This is a genomic window from Ensifer sp. VA4 (genome assembly GCF_055710065.1).
This window is the reverse complement of sequence record NZ_JBVQPO010000003.1, coordinates 224,893-241,207: the sequence shown is the minus strand read 5'-3', so window position 1 is coordinate 241,207 and position 16,315 is coordinate 224,893. Positions and strand designations below refer to the sequence as shown.

16 protein-coding genes are annotated in these 16,315 nt (G+C 62.5%); 1 reads left to right on the top strand and 15 read right to left on the bottom strand.

The genetic code is table 11. The features are described 5' to 3' along the window. The first annotated feature begins 71 nt into the window (after positions 1–71). Positions 72–1,295, top strand: a complete 1,224-nt coding sequence (locus AC0C6X_RS06305; RefSeq protein ID WP_173518608.1) for an MFS transporter — start codon at positions 72–74, stop codon at positions 1,293–1,295. An 18-nt stretch (positions 1,296–1,313) separates the two neighbouring features. On the opposite strand, the gene hutU is transcribed toward AC0C6X_RS06305, so the two are convergent. From hutU to AC0C6X_RS06230, 15 genes are all read right to left on the bottom strand, one after another. Next, positions 1,314–2,987 carry a urocanate hydratase gene (gene hutU / locus AC0C6X_RS06300; protein ID WP_173520110.1) on the bottom strand — a complete coding sequence of 558 codons (1,674 nt, stop codon included), beginning with the start codon at positions 2,985–2,987 and terminating at the stop codon, positions 1,314–1,316. A 2-nt stretch (positions 2,988–2,989) separates the two neighbouring features. Continuing rightward, positions 2,990–3,808: an N-formylglutamate deformylase gene (gene hutG, locus AC0C6X_RS06295; RefSeq protein WP_173518607.1), complete on the bottom strand. Its 819-nt coding sequence runs from the start codon at positions 3,806–3,808 to the stop codon at positions 2,990–2,992. Position 3,809: 1 nt separating this feature from the next. Next, positions 3,810–5,345 (bottom strand): histidine ammonia-lyase, encoded by a 1,536-nt coding sequence (gene hutH, locus AC0C6X_RS06290; protein WP_472952250.1) that lies wholly within the window; start codon positions 5,343–5,345, stop codon positions 3,810–3,812. Then, positions 5,342–6,586: an imidazolonepropionase gene (gene hutI, locus AC0C6X_RS06285; protein ID WP_173518605.1), complete on the bottom strand. Its 1,245-nt coding sequence runs from the start codon at positions 6,584–6,586 to the stop codon at positions 5,342–5,344. The genes hutH and hutI overlap by 4 nt, the downstream gene beginning before the upstream one ends. A 296-nt stretch (positions 6,587–6,882) precedes the next feature. Continuing rightward, positions 6,883–7,467, bottom strand: coding sequence for a phosphonate metabolism protein/1,5-bisphosphokinase (PRPP-forming) PhnN (gene phnN, locus AC0C6X_RS06280; protein ID WP_173518604.1), 585 nt, complete (start codon positions 7,465–7,467; stop codon positions 6,883–6,885). Then, on the bottom strand, positions 7,464–8,603 hold the full coding sequence (locus AC0C6X_RS06275; protein ID WP_173518603.1) for an alpha-D-ribose 1-methylphosphonate 5-triphosphate diphosphatase: 1,140 nt from the start codon (positions 8,601–8,603) through the stop codon (positions 7,464–7,466). Before AC0C6X_RS06275 ends, phnN begins: the two co-directional genes overlap by 4 nt. A 1-nt stretch (position 8,604) precedes the next feature. Then, entirely contained in the window at positions 8,605–9,312 is a 708-nt protein-coding gene (locus tag AC0C6X_RS06270) for a DUF1045 domain-containing protein (protein WP_472952249.1), read from the bottom strand. A gap of 123 nt (positions 9,313–9,435) precedes the next feature. Further along, positions 9,436–10,953 (bottom strand): phosphonate ABC transporter, permease protein PhnE, encoded by a 1,518-nt coding sequence (gene phnE, locus AC0C6X_RS06265; RefSeq protein ID WP_472952248.1) that lies wholly within the window; start codon positions 10,951–10,953, stop codon positions 9,436–9,438. Positions 10,954–10,962: 9 nt separating this feature from the next. Beyond that, positions 10,963–11,925: a phosphonate ABC transporter, permease protein PhnE gene (phnE, locus tag AC0C6X_RS06260; RefSeq protein ID WP_472952247.1), complete on the bottom strand. Its 963-nt coding sequence runs from the start codon at positions 11,923–11,925 to the stop codon at positions 10,963–10,965. A 200-nt stretch (positions 11,926–12,125) separates the two neighbouring features. Further along, positions 12,126–13,031 (bottom strand): phosphonate ABC transporter substrate-binding protein, encoded by a 906-nt coding sequence (gene phnD / locus AC0C6X_RS06255; RefSeq protein WP_173518599.1) that lies wholly within the window; start codon positions 13,029–13,031, stop codon positions 12,126–12,128. An 85-nt stretch (positions 13,032–13,116) separates the two neighbouring features. Beyond that, on the bottom strand, positions 13,117–13,959 hold the full coding sequence (gene phnC / locus AC0C6X_RS06250; protein ID WP_472952246.1) for a phosphonate ABC transporter ATP-binding protein: 843 nt from the start codon (positions 13,957–13,959) through the stop codon (positions 13,117–13,119). Positions 13,960–14,169: 210 nt separating this feature from the next. Further along, a complete protein-coding gene (locus AC0C6X_RS06245; RefSeq protein ID WP_472952245.1) occupies positions 14,170–14,526 on the bottom strand; it encodes a low affinity iron permease family protein in 357 nt (118 codons plus the stop codon). A gap of 126 nt (positions 14,527–14,652) precedes the next feature. Further along, positions 14,653–14,847: a hypothetical protein gene (locus AC0C6X_RS06240; protein ID WP_173518596.1), complete on the bottom strand. Its 195-nt coding sequence runs from the start codon at positions 14,845–14,847 to the stop codon at positions 14,653–14,655. 144 nt (positions 14,848–14,991) lie between these two features. Beyond that, complete coding sequence (locus AC0C6X_RS06235) at positions 14,992–15,267, bottom strand: hypothetical protein (RefSeq protein WP_472952244.1); 276 nt, start codon at positions 15,265–15,267, stop codon at positions 14,992–14,994. A 359-nt stretch (positions 15,268–15,626) separates the two neighbouring features. Beyond that, positions 15,627–16,004 (bottom strand): YciI family protein, encoded by a 378-nt coding sequence (locus AC0C6X_RS06230; RefSeq protein WP_173518594.1) that lies wholly within the window; start codon positions 16,002–16,004, stop codon positions 15,627–15,629. Between the last annotated feature and the right edge of the window lie 311 nt (positions 16,005–16,315).

Sequence of the window (16,315 nt, the reverse complement as noted above, 5' to 3'; positions counted from 1 at the left end):
TTGTCCTTGAATCGATGCCGATTTAAGGAATTTTGCAGCGCCCTCCACCCGCTTCGCGGACACGTTCTGGTATGACTTCCACCATTCTCGGCGCCATGCGCAACCCGGCCATGCGGATCAGCATGCTGGCTATCTTCCTGTTCGGCTTTGCGGGGGCAGCAACCTCGCCCTACCAGTCGGTCGTCGGCATCAACGAGTTGGGGCTTAGCGACGCCGTCTATTCGTTGCTGATCCTTCTCGCTTCGACGGTCAATGTCATCGTCAGCGTTTCGATCGGCATTCTTGCCGATCGAGTCGGCAACTACCGGGTGCTGATGTCAACGGCGATCCTCTTCGGCGTCGTCGGCTATGGCATCGTCTATCTGCTGCCGCACCAGATGAGTTTCGTCATCAGCGTCCTTTTGCTGCTGCCGATCTACGGCTCACTCTATACGCTTCTCTTCGCCAATGTGCGCAGCATCGCACGGCGGATGAGTGGGCATGATGCGGCATCCCTGACGACGGGCGCGCGTGCCGCCATCTCGCTTGCCTGGGTGCTGGTGCCGGGACTGGTGGGCTTTGCGCTGGCGGGCGGAGAGAGCATGTTGCCTGCCTATCTGCTTGCCTGTCTTGGCTGCACCGTCAACCTGCTGATCGTTTTCTTTTCGCTCCCCAATGAGGGCGGCGTCGATCCGTCGCTCGGCAAGCGGCTGTCCTACTGGACATCGTTCCGGGAAATCCTGACGCCGCGCATCTTTCTGCGGGTGATTGCCGTTGCGACGGTCACCTCGACGCTGCATGTCAATGCCGCGGTGCTGCCTCTGATCATGACCGACGAAATCGGCGGAAGCGTCACCGATATCGGCATCATCGTCGGTATCGTCGCCTTCCTGGAAGTCGTCTTCATCTTCGTCTGGGCGCGCATTCAGTTGAGCCTCGTCCCCTTCAAGGCGCTGGCGCTAGGGAGCGCCATCTATATCGGCTACATGCTGCTGCTCGGTTTTTCCGCTGCCACATGGCAAATCTACGCGCTCACGCTCATCAGCGCCTTCGGTGCCGCGGCGCTGATCACCATTCCGATCAGCTATCTTCAAGACCTGATTGCCGACCGGCCGGGACTTGGAAGCTCACTGATCGCCGTGAACCTTTTCTTGAGCGGCGGGCTTTGTGCCGGGCTCTTTGCGCTCGGTACCCGGATCAGCGACTATTCAGGGACCGCACTGCTCGGCGGTGTCGGGGGATTTGCCGGGCTGGTATTGCTGCTGGTGCTTGACGGCAAAAGCTCATCTCATCCAAGAACGTTCGGGGCGCCGTGAGGCGCCCCGAAGACAACATCAGTTGCCGAGGATGCCCGGCAGGCGCAGGCCCTTCTCCTTGGCGCAATCAAGGGCAATGTCGTAGCCCGCATCGGCATGGCGCATGACGCCGGTTGCCGGATCGTTCCAGAGCACGCGCTCAAGTCGCTTGGCCGCATCGTCCGTGCCGTCGGCGCAGATGACGACGCCTGAATGTTGCGAGAAGCCCATGCCGACGCCGCCGCCATGATGCAGCGACACCCAGGTGGCACCCGATGCGGTGTTGAGCAGGGCATTGAGCAACGGCCAGTCGGAGACGGCGTCCGAGCCGTCCTTCATCGCTTCGGTCTCGCGGTTCGGCGAGGCGACCGAGCCCGAGTCGAGATGGTCGCGGCCGATGACGACGGGAGCCTTCAGTTCGCCGTTCTTGACCATTTCGTTGAAGGCGAGGCCGAGGCGGTGGCGATCGCCGAGGCCGACCCAGCAGATGCGTGCCGGCAGGCCCTGGAAGGAGATGCGCTCGCGGGCCATGTCAAGCCAGTTGTGCAGGTGCTTGTTGTCGGGCAGCAGTTCCTTGACCTTGGCGTCGGTCTTGTAGATGTCTTCCGGATCGCCTGACAGGGCCGCCCAGCGGAACGGACCGATGCCGCGGCAGAAGAGCGGACGGATATAGGCCGGAACGAAGCCCGGGAAGGCGAAGGCGTTTTCGAGACCTTCTTCCTTGGCCATCTGGCGGATGTTGTTGCCGTAGTCGAAGGTCGGAATGCCCATGTCCTGGAAGGCAATCATCGCTTCGACATGATCGCGCATCGAAGCGCGCGCAGCCTTTTCGACCGCCTTCGGATCGCTGACGCGCTTTTCCTTCCACTGGCCCATCGTCCAGCCCTTCGGCAGATAGCCGTTGACCGGGTCATGTGCCGAGGTCTGGTCGGTGACCATGTCGGGACGGATGCCGCGGCGGACCATTTCCGGCAGGATCTCGGCGGTGTTGCCGAGCAGGCCGACGGACTTCGCTTCGCCATTCTTGGTCCAGCGCGCGATCATCTCCATCGCCTCGTCCAGTGATTCGGCCTTCTCGTCGAGGTAGCGGGTGCGCAGACGGAAATCGATCGAGTCCGGATTGCACTCGACGGCCAGGCACGAGGCGCCGGCCATGACGGCGGCGAGCGGCTGGGCACCACCCATGCCGCCAAGGCCGCCGGTCAGCACCCACTTGCCCTTAAGGTTGTCGCCATAGTGCTGGCGGCCGGCCTCCACGAAGGTCTCGTAGGTGCCCTGAACGATGCCCTGCGTGCCGATGTAGATCCAGGAGCCGGCGGTCATCTGCCCGTACATGGCGAGACCTTTCTTATCCAGCTCGTTGAAGTGATCCCAGGTCGCCCAATGCGGCACGAGGTTCGAGTTGGCGATCAGCACGCGCGGGGCGTCCTTGTGGGTGCGGAAAACACCGACCGGCTTGCCGGACTGCACCATCAGCGTCTCATCGTCGTTGAGGTCCTTGAGCGTCTCGACGATCTTGTCGAAATCGGCCCAGGTGCGCGCCGCCCGGCCGATGCCGCCATAGACGACCAGTTCGTGCGGGTTTTCCGCAACGTTCGGGTCGAGGTTGTTCATCAGCATGCGCAGCGGCGCTTCGGTCAGCCAGCTCTTAGCATTGAGCGTTGTGCCCTGGGGGGCGCGCACGTCGCGAATGTTGTGGCGCGGATTGTTCATGGTCATGCCTCGCTCCCTGTCTGTGTCTTGAGGTCAAATGCGATGGTTTCGATGCGGTTGAGGATGGCTTTCAGTGGTTCGCGCAGCCGCGCGCTACGGGCGGCGTCGAGCGCGAAGGGCGGCTCTTCTGCGGCGAGATGGGTCGATTGCGCGAGCTCCATCTGGATCGCATGCACGCCGGTTTCCGGCCGGCCATAGTGGCGGGTGGTCCATCCACCCTTGAAGCGGCCGTTGAGAATACTGGTGTAACCCTCTGCCGCAGCAGCGATATCGGCAGTCGCCTTCTCGATCTCCGGCGCGCAGGTCTTGCCCATGTCGGTGCCGATGTTGAGATCCGGCAGCTTTCCTTCGAAGAGGAACGGGATATGCGAGCGGATCGAATGGCAGTCATAGAGCACGACGACGCCGTGGATTGCCTTGATACGTTCGATCTCGGCGGCGAGTGCTGCGTGATAGGGCGCGTGGAACGTCCGCAGACGTTCGGCGATATCGGCTTCGGTTGGCGCCTCGCCATCCTTCCAGATCGGCTTGCCGTCGAAATCCGTTTCCGGGATGAGGCCGGTCGTGTTCTGGCCGGGATAGAGGCTGACGCCGGCGGGATCGCGGTTGGCGTCGATCACGTAGCGGTGGAAGGTGGCGCGAACGACGGTCACCTCCGGCAGCAGACCATCATAGAGCTGGTGGATGTGCCAATCGGTATCGGCCAAGATCCGACCGTTGTCGTTGAGCCGATCCCAGATCGCACCCGGCACGTCAGTGCCCGTGTGCGGAAATCCGAGGATGACCGGTGAGTTTCCCCTTTTGACTTCGAAAACCGCCATCTCACGCCTCCAGGCTGGGAAGGATGCCGGCGGAGACCGCGGCGTTCAGGCGACCGGAAGCGATGAGGTCGCCGGCTGCCTTGAGGTCGGTGGCCATATAGCGGTCTTCTTCAATCGTCGGCGAGACGGCGCGAAGTGCGGCGGCGGCCTTCTGAAGTTCCGGGCTCGTCGTGAGCGGCGCGCGGAATTCCACGCCCTGGACGGCCGTCAGCGCTTCGATGCCGACGATCGAGAAGAGGTTTTCGGTCATCAGCAGCAGGCGGCGAGCACCATGGCAGGCCATGGAAACGTGGTCTTCCTGGTTGGCCGACGTTGGCGTCGAGTCGACCGAGGCCGGATGCGAGAGCTGCTTGTTTTCCGACATCAGCGCGGCGGAGGTGACCTCGGCGATCATCAGGCCGGAGTTGAGGCCCGGTTTCTTCGCGAGGAAGGCCGGCAGGCCATAGGAAAGGGCAGGGTCGACGAGCAGCGCGATGCGGCGCTGCGAGATCGCGCCGATCTCGCAGACGGCGAGCGCGATCTGGTCGGCGGCGAAGGCGACCGGTTCGGCGTGGAAGTTGCCGCCGGAGACGACGGAATTGTCCGAGAGCACCAGCGGATTGTCGGTGACGGCGTTGGCTTCGGTCTCGAGCGTGCGGGCAACGGAGCGCAAGAGATCGAGGCAAGCGCCATCGACCTGCGGCTGGCAACGGATGCAATAGGGATCCTGCACGCGCTCGTCGCCTTCGATATGGCTTTCGCGGATGGCCGAGCCGGCAAGAAGTGCACGCAGGGCTGCGGCCGTGTCGATCTGGCCACGATGGCCGCGCAGCGTGTGAATGTCGGGATGGAAGGGCGCGGAGGATCCCATCGCCGCATCGGTCGACAGGGCGCCGGTGATCAGCGCGGCCTGCGCGGCACGGTGCGTGCGGAAGAGACCGGCGAGTGCCAGGGCCGTCGAGGTCTGGGTGCCGTTGATCAGCGCCAGGCCTTCCTTGGCCGCAAGCACGACGGGCGCCAGGCCCGCGGCGGCAAGCGCTTCGGCGCCCGACATGCGGCGTCCCTCGAAGAAGGCTTCGCCATGGCCCATCATCACCGCCGCCATATGGGCGAGCGGCGCGAGGTCGCCGGATGCGCCGACCGAGCCCTTTTCGGGAATGACGGGGATCACACCCTTTTCGAGCATGGCTTCGATCAGCCGAACGAGTTCGAGGCGAACGCCGGAGGCGCCGCGACCGAGCGAGACGAGCTTCAGCGACAGGATGAGGCGCACGATGTTTTCGGCGAGCGGCTCGCCGACGCCGCAGCAATGCGACAGGATCAGGTTGCGCTGCAGCGTCGCGACGTCGGCGCTGTCGATCTTGATCGAAGCCAGTTTGCCGAAGCCGGTGTTGATGCCGTAGACCGGCGCGTTGCCGGCGACGATGTCGGCGATGCGGCGTGCGGCCTTCTCAATACCGGCGTCAAAGGACGGGTCGAGACGGGCGGGTTCACCGGTCCAGTAGATGGTTTCGAGGTCACGAAGGGGCACGGAGCCCGGATGCAGAATAATGGTCATTGACCAGTCCTTTGCCCTCTGAAGATGCGTTCATGAAGCGGATTGAAACCGATGCGGTAGACGAGCTCGGCGGGATCCTCGATGTTCCAAATCGCGAGATCGGCTGATTTGCCGACCTCGATCGTGCCGGTCTCAGTGAGCAGGCCGAGGGCGCGTGCAGCTTCGCGCGTCGCACCGGCAAGGCACTCTGCAACCGTCAGCCGGAAGAAGGTCGCCGACATGTTCATGGTGAGGAGCAACGAGGTCAGCGGCGAGGTGCCGGGGTTGCAGTCGGTAGCGATTGCGATAGGCGCGCCGGCGTCGCGCAGCGCCTGCACCGGCGGCAGGCGCTCTTCGCGCAGTGCATAGAAGGCGCCAGGTAGCAGCACCGCGACGGTCCCCGCCTTGGCAAGAGCTGCGGCACCTTCGGCGTCGAGATATTCCAGATGGTCGGCCGAAAGCGCGCCGTAAGAAGCCGCAAGCTTGGCGCCGCCGAGATTGGAGAGCTGCTCGGCATGGAGCTTCACCGGCAGGCCGAGCGCCCTGGCGCGGTCGAAGACCCGGGCGATTTCCGCGGTCGAAAAGGCAATGCCCTCGCAGAAGCCGTCGACAGCGTCGACCAGCCCTTCGGCGTGAGCCGCGTCGAGGCCGGGCAGCACCACGTCGGAGATATAGTCGCCGTTGCGGCCCTTGTAGTCGGCCGGCGTCGCATGCGCGGCGAGGTAGCTGGTGACGATACGCACCGGGCGGAGAGTTTCGAGCTTGCGGGCCGCGCGCAACATGTTGAGCTCGGCAGCCACATTAAGCCCGTAACCGGACTTGATTTCGACGGTCGAGACACCTTCGGAAAGAAGCGTGTCGAGGCGCGGCAGGGCGCTCTCGACCAGTTGATCCACCGTCAGCGCATTGGTCGCCTTCACCGAGGAGACGATGCCGCCGCCGGCACGTGCGATCTCCTCATAGGTCGCTCCTTCGAGCCGCATCTGGAATTCGCGGGCGCGGTTGCCGCCGTGGACGAGATGGGTGTGGCAATCGATGAGGGCGGGCGTCATGACGCGCCCCTTGCAGTCGGTGGCCTCAAGGCTGCGCGCGAAGTCTGCAGGAAGATCACGCTCAGCACCAGCATAGACGATACGACCATCGACGACCGCAACCGCGGCATCCTCGATGACATCGAGTCCGTCGACGCTTTCGCCGAGCGTCACCAGACGCACGTTGCGCCAGATGCCGGATGCCTGCTTGCGGGTCGAGAGTTGGTTCATAAGGTCGCCTCCACTGGATATAATGTATATACATATTAATTCGCTCCACAAGAGGAAAATTGGCGGTCTGGAGGAAAAGGAAAGGGCGATCGGTTCGCCTCAAAGCGATGAGACATCTGAGCAGACGGCTTTAGACATCTGATTTCTTGGGAGTTTTTTCCCGGAGTCGGGTTTCATGAGCGCAAAAAAAGAAAGGCCCCGAACCTGAGGTTCGGGGCCGCCGCTTATGTTTAGGAAAGGATAAGCGCGAGAGTGTCCGTGAGTCGAAGCCCTGATGCGGCAAAGAATGGATCACGCTAAGCGGCGTGATCCGCCTTGATGCGCAGCCGTTCCACGACCTCGACGAAGCGATTGCCGGCGACTTCAAGCCTGCCGCTGTTGTCGATGACGCTGACACCGGGGCCCGATGTGACATCGGGGGCCTGGCGACTGAGCCGCCGCAATACCTCTTCTTCGCTCTCGCGGCCGCGCTCGGCAAGGCGCGTCGCGAGCACCGGCGTTTCCGCCGTGATCACCACGACGGCAATCTCTCCGAAGGCTTCCCGGAACGCAGGCAAGGCACCACGGCTGCCGTTGACGATTGCCGTGGTGCCGTTCCTGACATTTTGGAGTACCGCGGAGGGGATGCCGTATTTCAGCCCATGCGCGTCCCAGGAGACGGCGAAGGCGCCGTCCTTCTGCATGCCGGCGAATTCGTCTTCCGAGACGCTTTCATGCACCTCGCTGCCGGCATCCGAAGGGCGCGTGATGACGCGGCGGACGAAGTGCACGTCGTGACAGTCGGCAAAGTGCCGGGCGGCAAAGCCCATGACGCTGTCCTTGCCGGCGCCGCTCGGTCCGACGACGACGACGAGCGCGCCACCTCGTTCGCGCGCGCTCATGCGACACGCCGTCCTTCGCGCCAGACGGAACGCACGACCGGAATGCCTTCCTTGCGGTGGACGCGGGCGACATCGGCACGCAGGCCGACCGCGACGCGGCCGCGGTCGTTAAGACCAACGGTGCGCGCCGGCGTCGAGGTCACCATCGCGATTGCCTTCGGCAGGTCGATCGCCTCGATTTCGTCGGAAAGGACGAACGGCGCATGGATCAGGCTGAAGGGCACATAGTCCGACGACAGCACGTCGAGGACACCACGCTCTGCAAGGTCACGTGCGGCGATGTTGCCCGAGTGCGACTTGCCGCGCACGATGTTCGGGGCGCCCATGAGCACGCTCAAGCCCGCCCGGTGCGAAGCTTCCGCCGCTTCGAAGCTCGTCGGGAATTCGGCAAGCTTGATACCGAAGCCGATCGATTCCTCGACATGGCCGACGGTTGCGTCGTCGTGGCTGGCGATAGTGATGCCGCGGGCGGCGCAGGCCTGGGCAAGCGCGGTACGGTGCGGGCCGGCGTATTTTGCCGAAAGCGCCTGCTGACGCTCGACGAAACGGGCGAATTCCTCGTCCGAGAGGCCGCGCTTGGATTTGTAGTAGAGCGTGTACTGGTCCATCGTCTGGAACTGGCGCTGACCGGGCGCATGGTCCATCAGCGAGACGAGCTTGACCTGCGGATCGTTCTGGAAGTCCTCGTAGTGGTCGAGCACGTCGGAGGTCGACACTTCGCAGCGCAGATGGATCAGGTGATCGGCGCGCAACCGGCCTTCTTCCTTGGCCTGCGCCAGGGCATCGGCCATGCTGCGCATCTCGCCCTTCTGGAAGCCGCCGTCTTCGTCGGAACCTAGACGCAGGCAGTCGAACACCGTGGTGATGCCGGAGGTGACGACCTGCGCGTCATGCGCCTGAATCGCCGCGATCTTCAGCCAGCGTACGCCCGGGCGCGGCGAATAGTGCGCTTCGAGGTGATCGGTGTGCAGTTCAATGAGGCCGGGGATCAGATAGTCGCCTTCGAAGTCCTCGCCGCCGGCGACCGTTCCCTCGGAAATATCGGCAATCTTGCCGTCGCGGATCAGCACCGAACCGTCGAGGACACTGTCCTCCAGAACGATGCGGGCATTGGTTAGAACCTGTTCTTTGCTCATCTCATGCAATCTTTCGTTGGGTGTCGCTGCCGAGCGGCAGCAGCGAGCGGACAGTAAAGGGGGCGCCGCGCTCCGGTTCGACGAAGAGCGCGACTGACGTAACGTGAAGCGGCTTTCCGATGTGCTCGGCAAAGGTGGTTTCCAGTGCCAAGCGCATGACGCTGCTCGTCTCGCCGGGCACGGGACCGGTCAAAGTCAGATGGAACTGAAATTCTTCGAATACATAGGGATAGCCCCATTCCCTCAGGTAGCGCCTTTGGCGCTCCGGAAGGCTCTCCGGCTTGCGCCGGGCAAAGTCCGCCTCCGAAAGGGGGGCACGGAACGGGTCGAAGCGGTGAACGGCATCTTCGGCCAGATCCTGCAGTTCGGCGCAAGGGACGGACGGCACCAGGGCAAAGAACGGACCGAGCTGGTAGAGGGCGATTTCAGGGATTTCGAAGGGATCGAGATCGGCTGCAAAGCATTCGAAGATGTTGAGCAATTCGTCCTCGTCGCGGCCTTCCGCAAGCTCGAACGGAGCCTTCAGCGTGCCATGGAAACCGTAGCGGCGCGGGTCGGCTGTCAGTGCGCGCTGCGTGTCCTTGTCGAGGCCAGCGACCGGCGGGGTATCGAGGGCCTGGCCGGTAAAGGCATCACGGCCGAGCCAACGGGACGCGACCTGCGACAGCCGGTCGTCTGCCGGCGGCGCGAAGTAGATTGCATAACGCACGGTCTTCACTTTCTTGTAGCGACCGGCCCGCCAGGGCGGCGGGTCGAGTGTTTGCGGGATGCGATGCGCAGCTAACCGATCATGACAACATCATGATGGCGGGCGCGCAATGCTCGCTTGTCGTCAATGTGCCTTGCGCCCCATCAGGCGCGAACGGCACGCGTTCGAGATGCTGTCGAAAATAAAGACAACCAGCAAGATCAGAAGCACCATGTAGGCGACATTTTCCCAATCGGAATTGGTGCGCATCGCTTCCCAGAGCTTGAGACCGATACCGCCCGCGCCGACAGCGCCGATGATGGTCGCCGAACGGGTGTTCGATTCCCAGAAATAGAGCGCCTGGCTGGCAAAGACCGGCAGCACCTGCGGCAGCACGCCGAAGCGCTGTACGGCAAGCGGCGCGGCACCCACCGACTTGACGCCCTCGCGCTGCTTGTCGTCGATGTTCTCAAGCGCCTCGGAGTAAAGCTTGCCCAGCGTGCCGGTGTCGGTGAAGAAAATCGCCGAGATACCGGCAAGCGGTCCGGGGCCGAAGGCACGGGTGAAGAACAGCGCCCAGATGAACATGTCGACCGACCGCAGGAAGTCGAAGAAGCGCTTGGCCAACTGGTTGGCCATGAAGTTCGGCGTGATGTTGCGGGCGGCCAGGAAGCAGAGCGGGAAGGCGATCAGCGACGCAGAGAGCGTGCCGACGAAGGCCATGACGATGGTCTGTAGGAGCTTCGTCCAGACGTCCAGGTGCTGCCATTCGGCATTGTAGAGAATGTTGTTCCAGGCAAGCGAAAGGTTCGAGCGGGCCGGATCGATGCGCTCGCCGGAGGTGATCAGCGAGGCGACCTCGCCATAGCTCCTGCCGAAGAAGGGCGAGTTGGTGTCGAAGAGGAAATTCGCCCAACCGAAGAACCGATTGCGCACCGAGACCTCGTCGCCTTCGACTTCGGCCCAGCCGGTGGCGCCAAAGGCTAGGACGATCTTTTCGCCGGGACGCTTCTGCGTCGCCCAGGACGGCAAAGCGCCTTGCGGTGTCACCGTGTCGGCGCCGTCGACGGCCATCGTCAGCGTCTCGCCGCCATGGGTCGCCTTCACCAGACCGTCGGCGATCTCGATCTTGGTCGAGCGGTCGTAGGTCACGACGACGCGCGTCAGCACCTCTTCCGTGCGGGTTTCGACGCGGTTCTGCGCCTCGGCTGTTGAGCCGCGGCCAAGGGCCGAGCCCGGCGCCATGAAGCTGAAGGACGAGCTTGCTTTCGGCTTGGCCACCTGCGTCGTCGACGCCGGTATTTCAACGCGCCGCGTCATCGTCTCCTTGTCGAGTTCCACCCAGTCTGGCTTGGGATTGGGGCCAAGCGGCGAATTGCGCTGATAGTTGAGGCTCATCGTCCGGTCGGAAGCGATGTGGATTTGCGGACGCACTTCGTAAGAAACCCAGTCGGCGAGATAGGTGCCGGCAATGCCCCAATTCGCGTTGCCGAGCACCTGGCCGATCGAAAAGAACCACCAGCTGAAGACGAGATAAACGATGACGCCGCCGGCGATCGCTGCCGTGCGTACCCGCTTGGAGGTCGAGGATTTCAGGAGCTCGGGATGGCGGGTCGCGATCGCATCCATCTCCATCGGGCTCAGTCGTGTGGTCGTGGTCATGGCGCGCACCTATTGGGCAAGCTGGAATGCCTGCTCGCCGACGAGGCGGCGGCGAAGCCAAGCGGAAAACTGGTCGACGGCGAAAATGGTCGCGAACAGCAGGATGACGATCGCCAGCGTCTTGGCCTGATGACCCTGGCCGATCGAAAGGCGCAAAAGCTCACCGATGCCGCCGCCACCAACGGCGCCGATGATGGTCGAGGCGCGCACGTTGATTTCGAGCCGCAGCAGGAAATAGCTGGTGAAGTTGGGCAGCACCTGCGGCACCATGCCGAACCAGACGCGCTCGATCCAGTTGCCGCCTGTGGCACGCAGGCCTTCGTCCGGTTTCATGTCGGCGTTTTCGACCACTTCGTAAAAAAGCTTGCCGAGCGCGCCGATCGTGTGGATCGAGACCGCGGCGATCGCGGGAATGGGCCCGAGCGAGAGGATCGCCAGGAAGAAGCCGGCAATCACCACTTCCGGAAAGGCGCGCAGGATCTCCATGAAGCGGCGAACGGCGCCGCGTATCCACGGATTGGGCATCAGGTTGCGCGCGGCAAGGAAGCAGAGCACGAAGCCGAGCGCCGTGCCGATGACTGTCGAGAAGATCGCGATGTTCACGGTCTCCAGCATCTTGTGGAAATATTCGGGGATGTAGAAGCTGTCGGTCAGGTACAGCCGGCCTTCGGGGTAGTTGTACTTGAAGCTGCCGTCGTCATAGGGCGAGGGTAGGTCTAACATGGCGCGGAAGATTTCCAGGCCGTCACGCGGTGCGAGATCGCCGACGAAGTCGAAGAAATGCGGCAGGCGATCGAAGAACTTGCCGGCGTTGGAATCGTTGGCGAACCAGAGCGAACCCGAGTGCGTCAGGAAGAGAAGGGCGAAGCCGAGCCAGGAATAGAGACGGCGGCGGGAACTGAGTTCCTGCCAATGGCGCTCGATGACGGCGCCGTTGTCGCTCAGATGCCGCGGGAGCAGGGAAGTTGCCATGATCATTCCGGCTTACACCGGCCTCTTAGGCATTTCCTGGAAAGCGCGAAGCGGCTTTCCGTCGGGAAATGCGTGATAAGCGATAGACATGCTCTGCAGCGCGCCGCGGAGACATGCAGTCGGGACAGGTGCCGGACACCCCTTCAAACAGTGAAACGCTGGCCGTTTGGGCGGCCAGCGTTCCCGGGAGATGCGGCCTATCAGCCGCCGATTGTCGCCTTGCGGGCGTCGATGATCGGCTTGTAGAAGTCGGAGTTGACTTCGGTGTAGCCGGTGAAATCACCGCCCTGGATGGCCGAGAAGCAAGCGGCGTCGGTCTTCGGCAGGTCCATCATGAACTGCTTGAACTTTGCCTTCATGTCGTCGTTCATCGAGGTGCGGACAACGATCGGGCCGTTCGGGATCAGCGGCGACTTCCAGAGCTCGACGAGGTCGTTCATGTCGAGGATGCCCTTGTCGACCATCTTCTTCAGGTTGCCGGAGGTGTAGCCGTCCTTGAATTCGCCAACGCCCGAGCCGAAGGTCGTGCCGGCATCGAAGGTGCCCTTGACGACTTCGAGAACGAGGTTTTCGTGACCGCCGCCGAAGCCGGTCTCACCGAAGAATTCCTTGACCGGAGCGCCGATCGCTTCCGGCAGGGTGACGAGCGGAACGAGGTAACCCGAGGTGGAGTCCGGATCGGCAAAGCCGAGCTTCTTGCCCTTCAGGTCTTCGAGCTTGGTGATGCCGGAATCCTTGCGGGCAACCATGATCGAGTGGTAGCCGGTCGAACCGTCGGTCTGGACGGTCGTCAGGATCGGCTCGACGGCGTCAGCCTTGGCGAGGTAGACCTTGGCGTAGCCGGAAGCGCCGAGTTCGGCGTAGTCGAGCGTGCCGCCGAGCAGGCCCTGGATGACGCCGTCATAGTCGGCGGCCGGGAACAGCGAGACCTTCTCGACGCCGATGGCGGCCGGCAGCTTGTCGACGAGGCACTGGAAGTTGCGCAGGCGGTCAGCTTCGTTCTCGCCGCCGAGGATGCCGATGCGGAATTCCTTGAGGTCTTCGGCCTGAGCGTGGCCGACGAGGGCGAGGAGCGCGACGGCGCCCAGAAGAGCTTTCTTCAGCATAAGGTTCTCCCGTATGTCCGGCTCGGCCGGATCCTATTCGGTTTCAAAGAGGTGCCCTTGACGCGGGCTTTCGATCCTGGCGGGCTCAGATGCCGGCCAGTGCCAGCGGCTTGAGGCCGGCCGATGCCGTTTCTTCCTGCGGCTCGGCCGCCGGAATGTTGATGCTGGTGGAGGTCATCGATTCCTCGATGCCCGTATCGGCGCCATAGATTTCGGCAACCGCTGCCGCGGTCAGATCCTTGGGTTGGCCGTCGAAGACGACGCGGCCGTGCGCCATGCCGATGATACGTTCGCAATAATTGCGCGCGGTATCGAGCGTATGAAGGTTGGTGATGACCGTGATGCCGTCACGCTCGTTGATGTCGCGAAGCGCATCCATGACGATCTTGGCATTCAGCGGATCGAGCGAGGCGATCGGCTCGTCGGCGAGCAGCACCTTCGGCTGCTGCATGAGGGCGCGAGCGATCGCGACACGCTGCTGCTGGCCGCCGGAGAGCGTGCCTGCGGGCTGGAGCGCAGTCTGCTCGATGCCAAGGCGTTCGAGCGCGCCGATCGCCATGATGCGTTCTTCGCGGGTGAACATGTTGAGGATGCTCAAGACCGTCGAGCGGTGATTGAGGCGGCCGAGCAGGACGTTGGTGAGCACGTCGAGGCGCGGCACCAGGTTGAATTGTTGGAAGATCATCGCGCAGTCGCGCTGCCAGTTGCGAAGTGCTGCACCGCGTAGCGACGAGACTTCGGTACCGTCATAGACGATCGAGCCCGACGACAAATCGGCGAGACGATTGATCATGCGCAGGAGGGTCGACTTGCCGGCGCCCGAGCGGCCGATCACGCCGACCATCTGACCCTCGGGGATGTCGAAGGTAACCGAACTCACGGCTGTCTTCTTGCCGAATTGGCGGGTTACACTCTTCAACTGAAACATTTCTAGCAGGTCCTCTCGCGGGGAGACCGGTCATCGGTATGACACCTGCCATATCGGCGCTTCATGAAAGCGAAATGTCAGTTTGTTGTAAGTTCTGTTACAGTTCACAGCCTGGCGGGAATCCCTCCCGGATCATACAATCGTCGCCACCGCACGAGGGTGCCAAGGCGCGAAGCTGCACAAGTGCCGCTGGTGCATACGCGAAGTCCCTCACACGGGAGCCTGGTGAGTGGCTCCGTCTTGCTCGTCAGCTTCCGCTTCGAGTTGCTCGACCGCTGCCGTGATGCGCTCCGGCTGTTCATGCTCGAGGCCGACCACCCCGTTTCGGGTTTCATGCATTGATACGATGATTTCGTCGAGCTTGGCGTGGATTGCCGCCGTGTCGCGATAGCCTTGGATCAGAACGACGCTGGTGATCACGATCGCTGCGACCGACAGAGCATAGGTGACGACGTCTGTGAGGCCGAAAGGCACCAGGGCGGTGCTGCCAGCCATCGCCAGAATCACGAAATAAAAGCCGGGAGGACGAGATAGAAAATCAGCCATCTGAAAGAGAAAGTGATTCACTCCGTGTTCTCCGTAGGTCGATGCTCTCATTAACGCGCCAGGGAAGCTATCGGACTCAGTCACTGTCTCCGAGGAAGTCAGCTCGAGCGTCGGCCGTTAACAGACGAGTTTCATCTCCTGTCCGTCTCAATCACCCTTGGTCTTACCCGCATCCGACAGTTTGCCGCGGTGCGGGTCCTTCAGGTTCTCACCAACGGCATCCCGGTCCTCCTCGGGATCGTCGGTCGGCGGCAAATAGCCGCGAGGTCGCGTTTCCTTAGGCCCTTCCCAACGTGGTGACTGGTCCGTCGTACCGGGCCTGCCCGTACGTGGTTCTTTCATCGCGGTCTCCCTTTTAACGCCGACCGAACCTTCAAACTTGAGGTTTGTTCCGGATCGCGAGTCTTCGTGCGTTCCGGACGGCCGCTCATGAACCCTCGATGCCGCTCGCACCCTTCAATGCAGGCTCATGAGCCAGGCGACGGTCTAAGTCATGGAGGCGGAACGTGGGTAGCTGGGAGATGGCGCTTGCACCTCACCGACATTTTCGGCCGCGGGGCCGTTCGTCCCCGTCTCATGGATCTCCGCGGCGAGATGATGAAGATATTCGAGCGCTTCATGCGTCGCGATCAAAGAGGTCATACTGTCGGTCCACCGTAACAATTCGCATAGCAACCTTTCGTTAACGCGCATCGCCGTGACGGCCTGGCTCAACATGAGGTTAATCTTCTGGGCCTTCTCAGCTTTGATCGTGCGGGCCATAGGAGACTTCCTGTTCTGTTTCTGCGCATGTCTGCCGGCCGGTTCAAAGCCCAACGGCGAGGCAAATCCATTTGTTCCGCGCAAGAAGGCCGAGGCTCAAATGGGCGCTTCGGCTTGGTCCGCATGGAGCTGCCGAAGCGGGCGATGTTGACTGCGAGTGCGGCAAGCCGCCGATGCCACGACGCCGGGCAGGTTGTGGCTGGTAAAGGAAATGCAGCGACTTTCCCCGTGCCGCGCGCTGCCTCGAAGTCTACTCGGCGCTGTAGCACTTTGATTTACTGCATGTCTTTGTCCTTAAATCGAGGTCGATTAGAGGAGACATGCAGTTTTAAGGCCGGAGGCCAGAAAGCCTGGCGGCGCTACGGGCCAGGTTCCAAAGTCGTTCCGGGAATATAGAGCGCAATCGGCCGGATCTCGTAGATCGCCGTCGGATTACTGCGTCGCAACTCGCGCGCTGCCGCGATGGCTGCCTCGATCGTCGGGAAGTCCACGACGTAAAGGCCCAAGAGCTGCTCCTTGGTTTCGGCGAAAGGGCCGTCGGTGACGATGCCTTCGCCCTTGCCCCTCAGCGTCACCGCGCCTTCCACGGGGCCGAGCCGCGCGGCCGGGCCAAAGGATTTCTGTTGAACGAAGCGATCGTGAACCTGGAGCAGGTCGGACATCAAGGCCGCGTCCTCCTCCTTGCTCCACGATTCGACCACACCTGCCGTATGATAAGCCAAGATCGCGTAATACATGGACCGTCCTCCCGGACGTATTCCTGTCAGGTTTCGCCGAAGGCTTCAATCGGCTCGGCGAGGTCGATGGCTTTTGCACGCATGGCCGAAGTCGGAAATGGCGGTGGTCCGGTGCTTGCTGCCGGCATGACCGCACCTCGGTGCTGGAACGCGCTTCGTTGGCTCATTCATCACGCAGACGCATGGTCCCATCACTTCGTTTCATGGAGTGAGCGTGCTTCCGCCCTTGACTCATCTTTATCGATCTTTTCTAACTTATGTTGTCAGACATCTTACATAATTGGGAACCATTGCTGACGTTCAAACAGGAG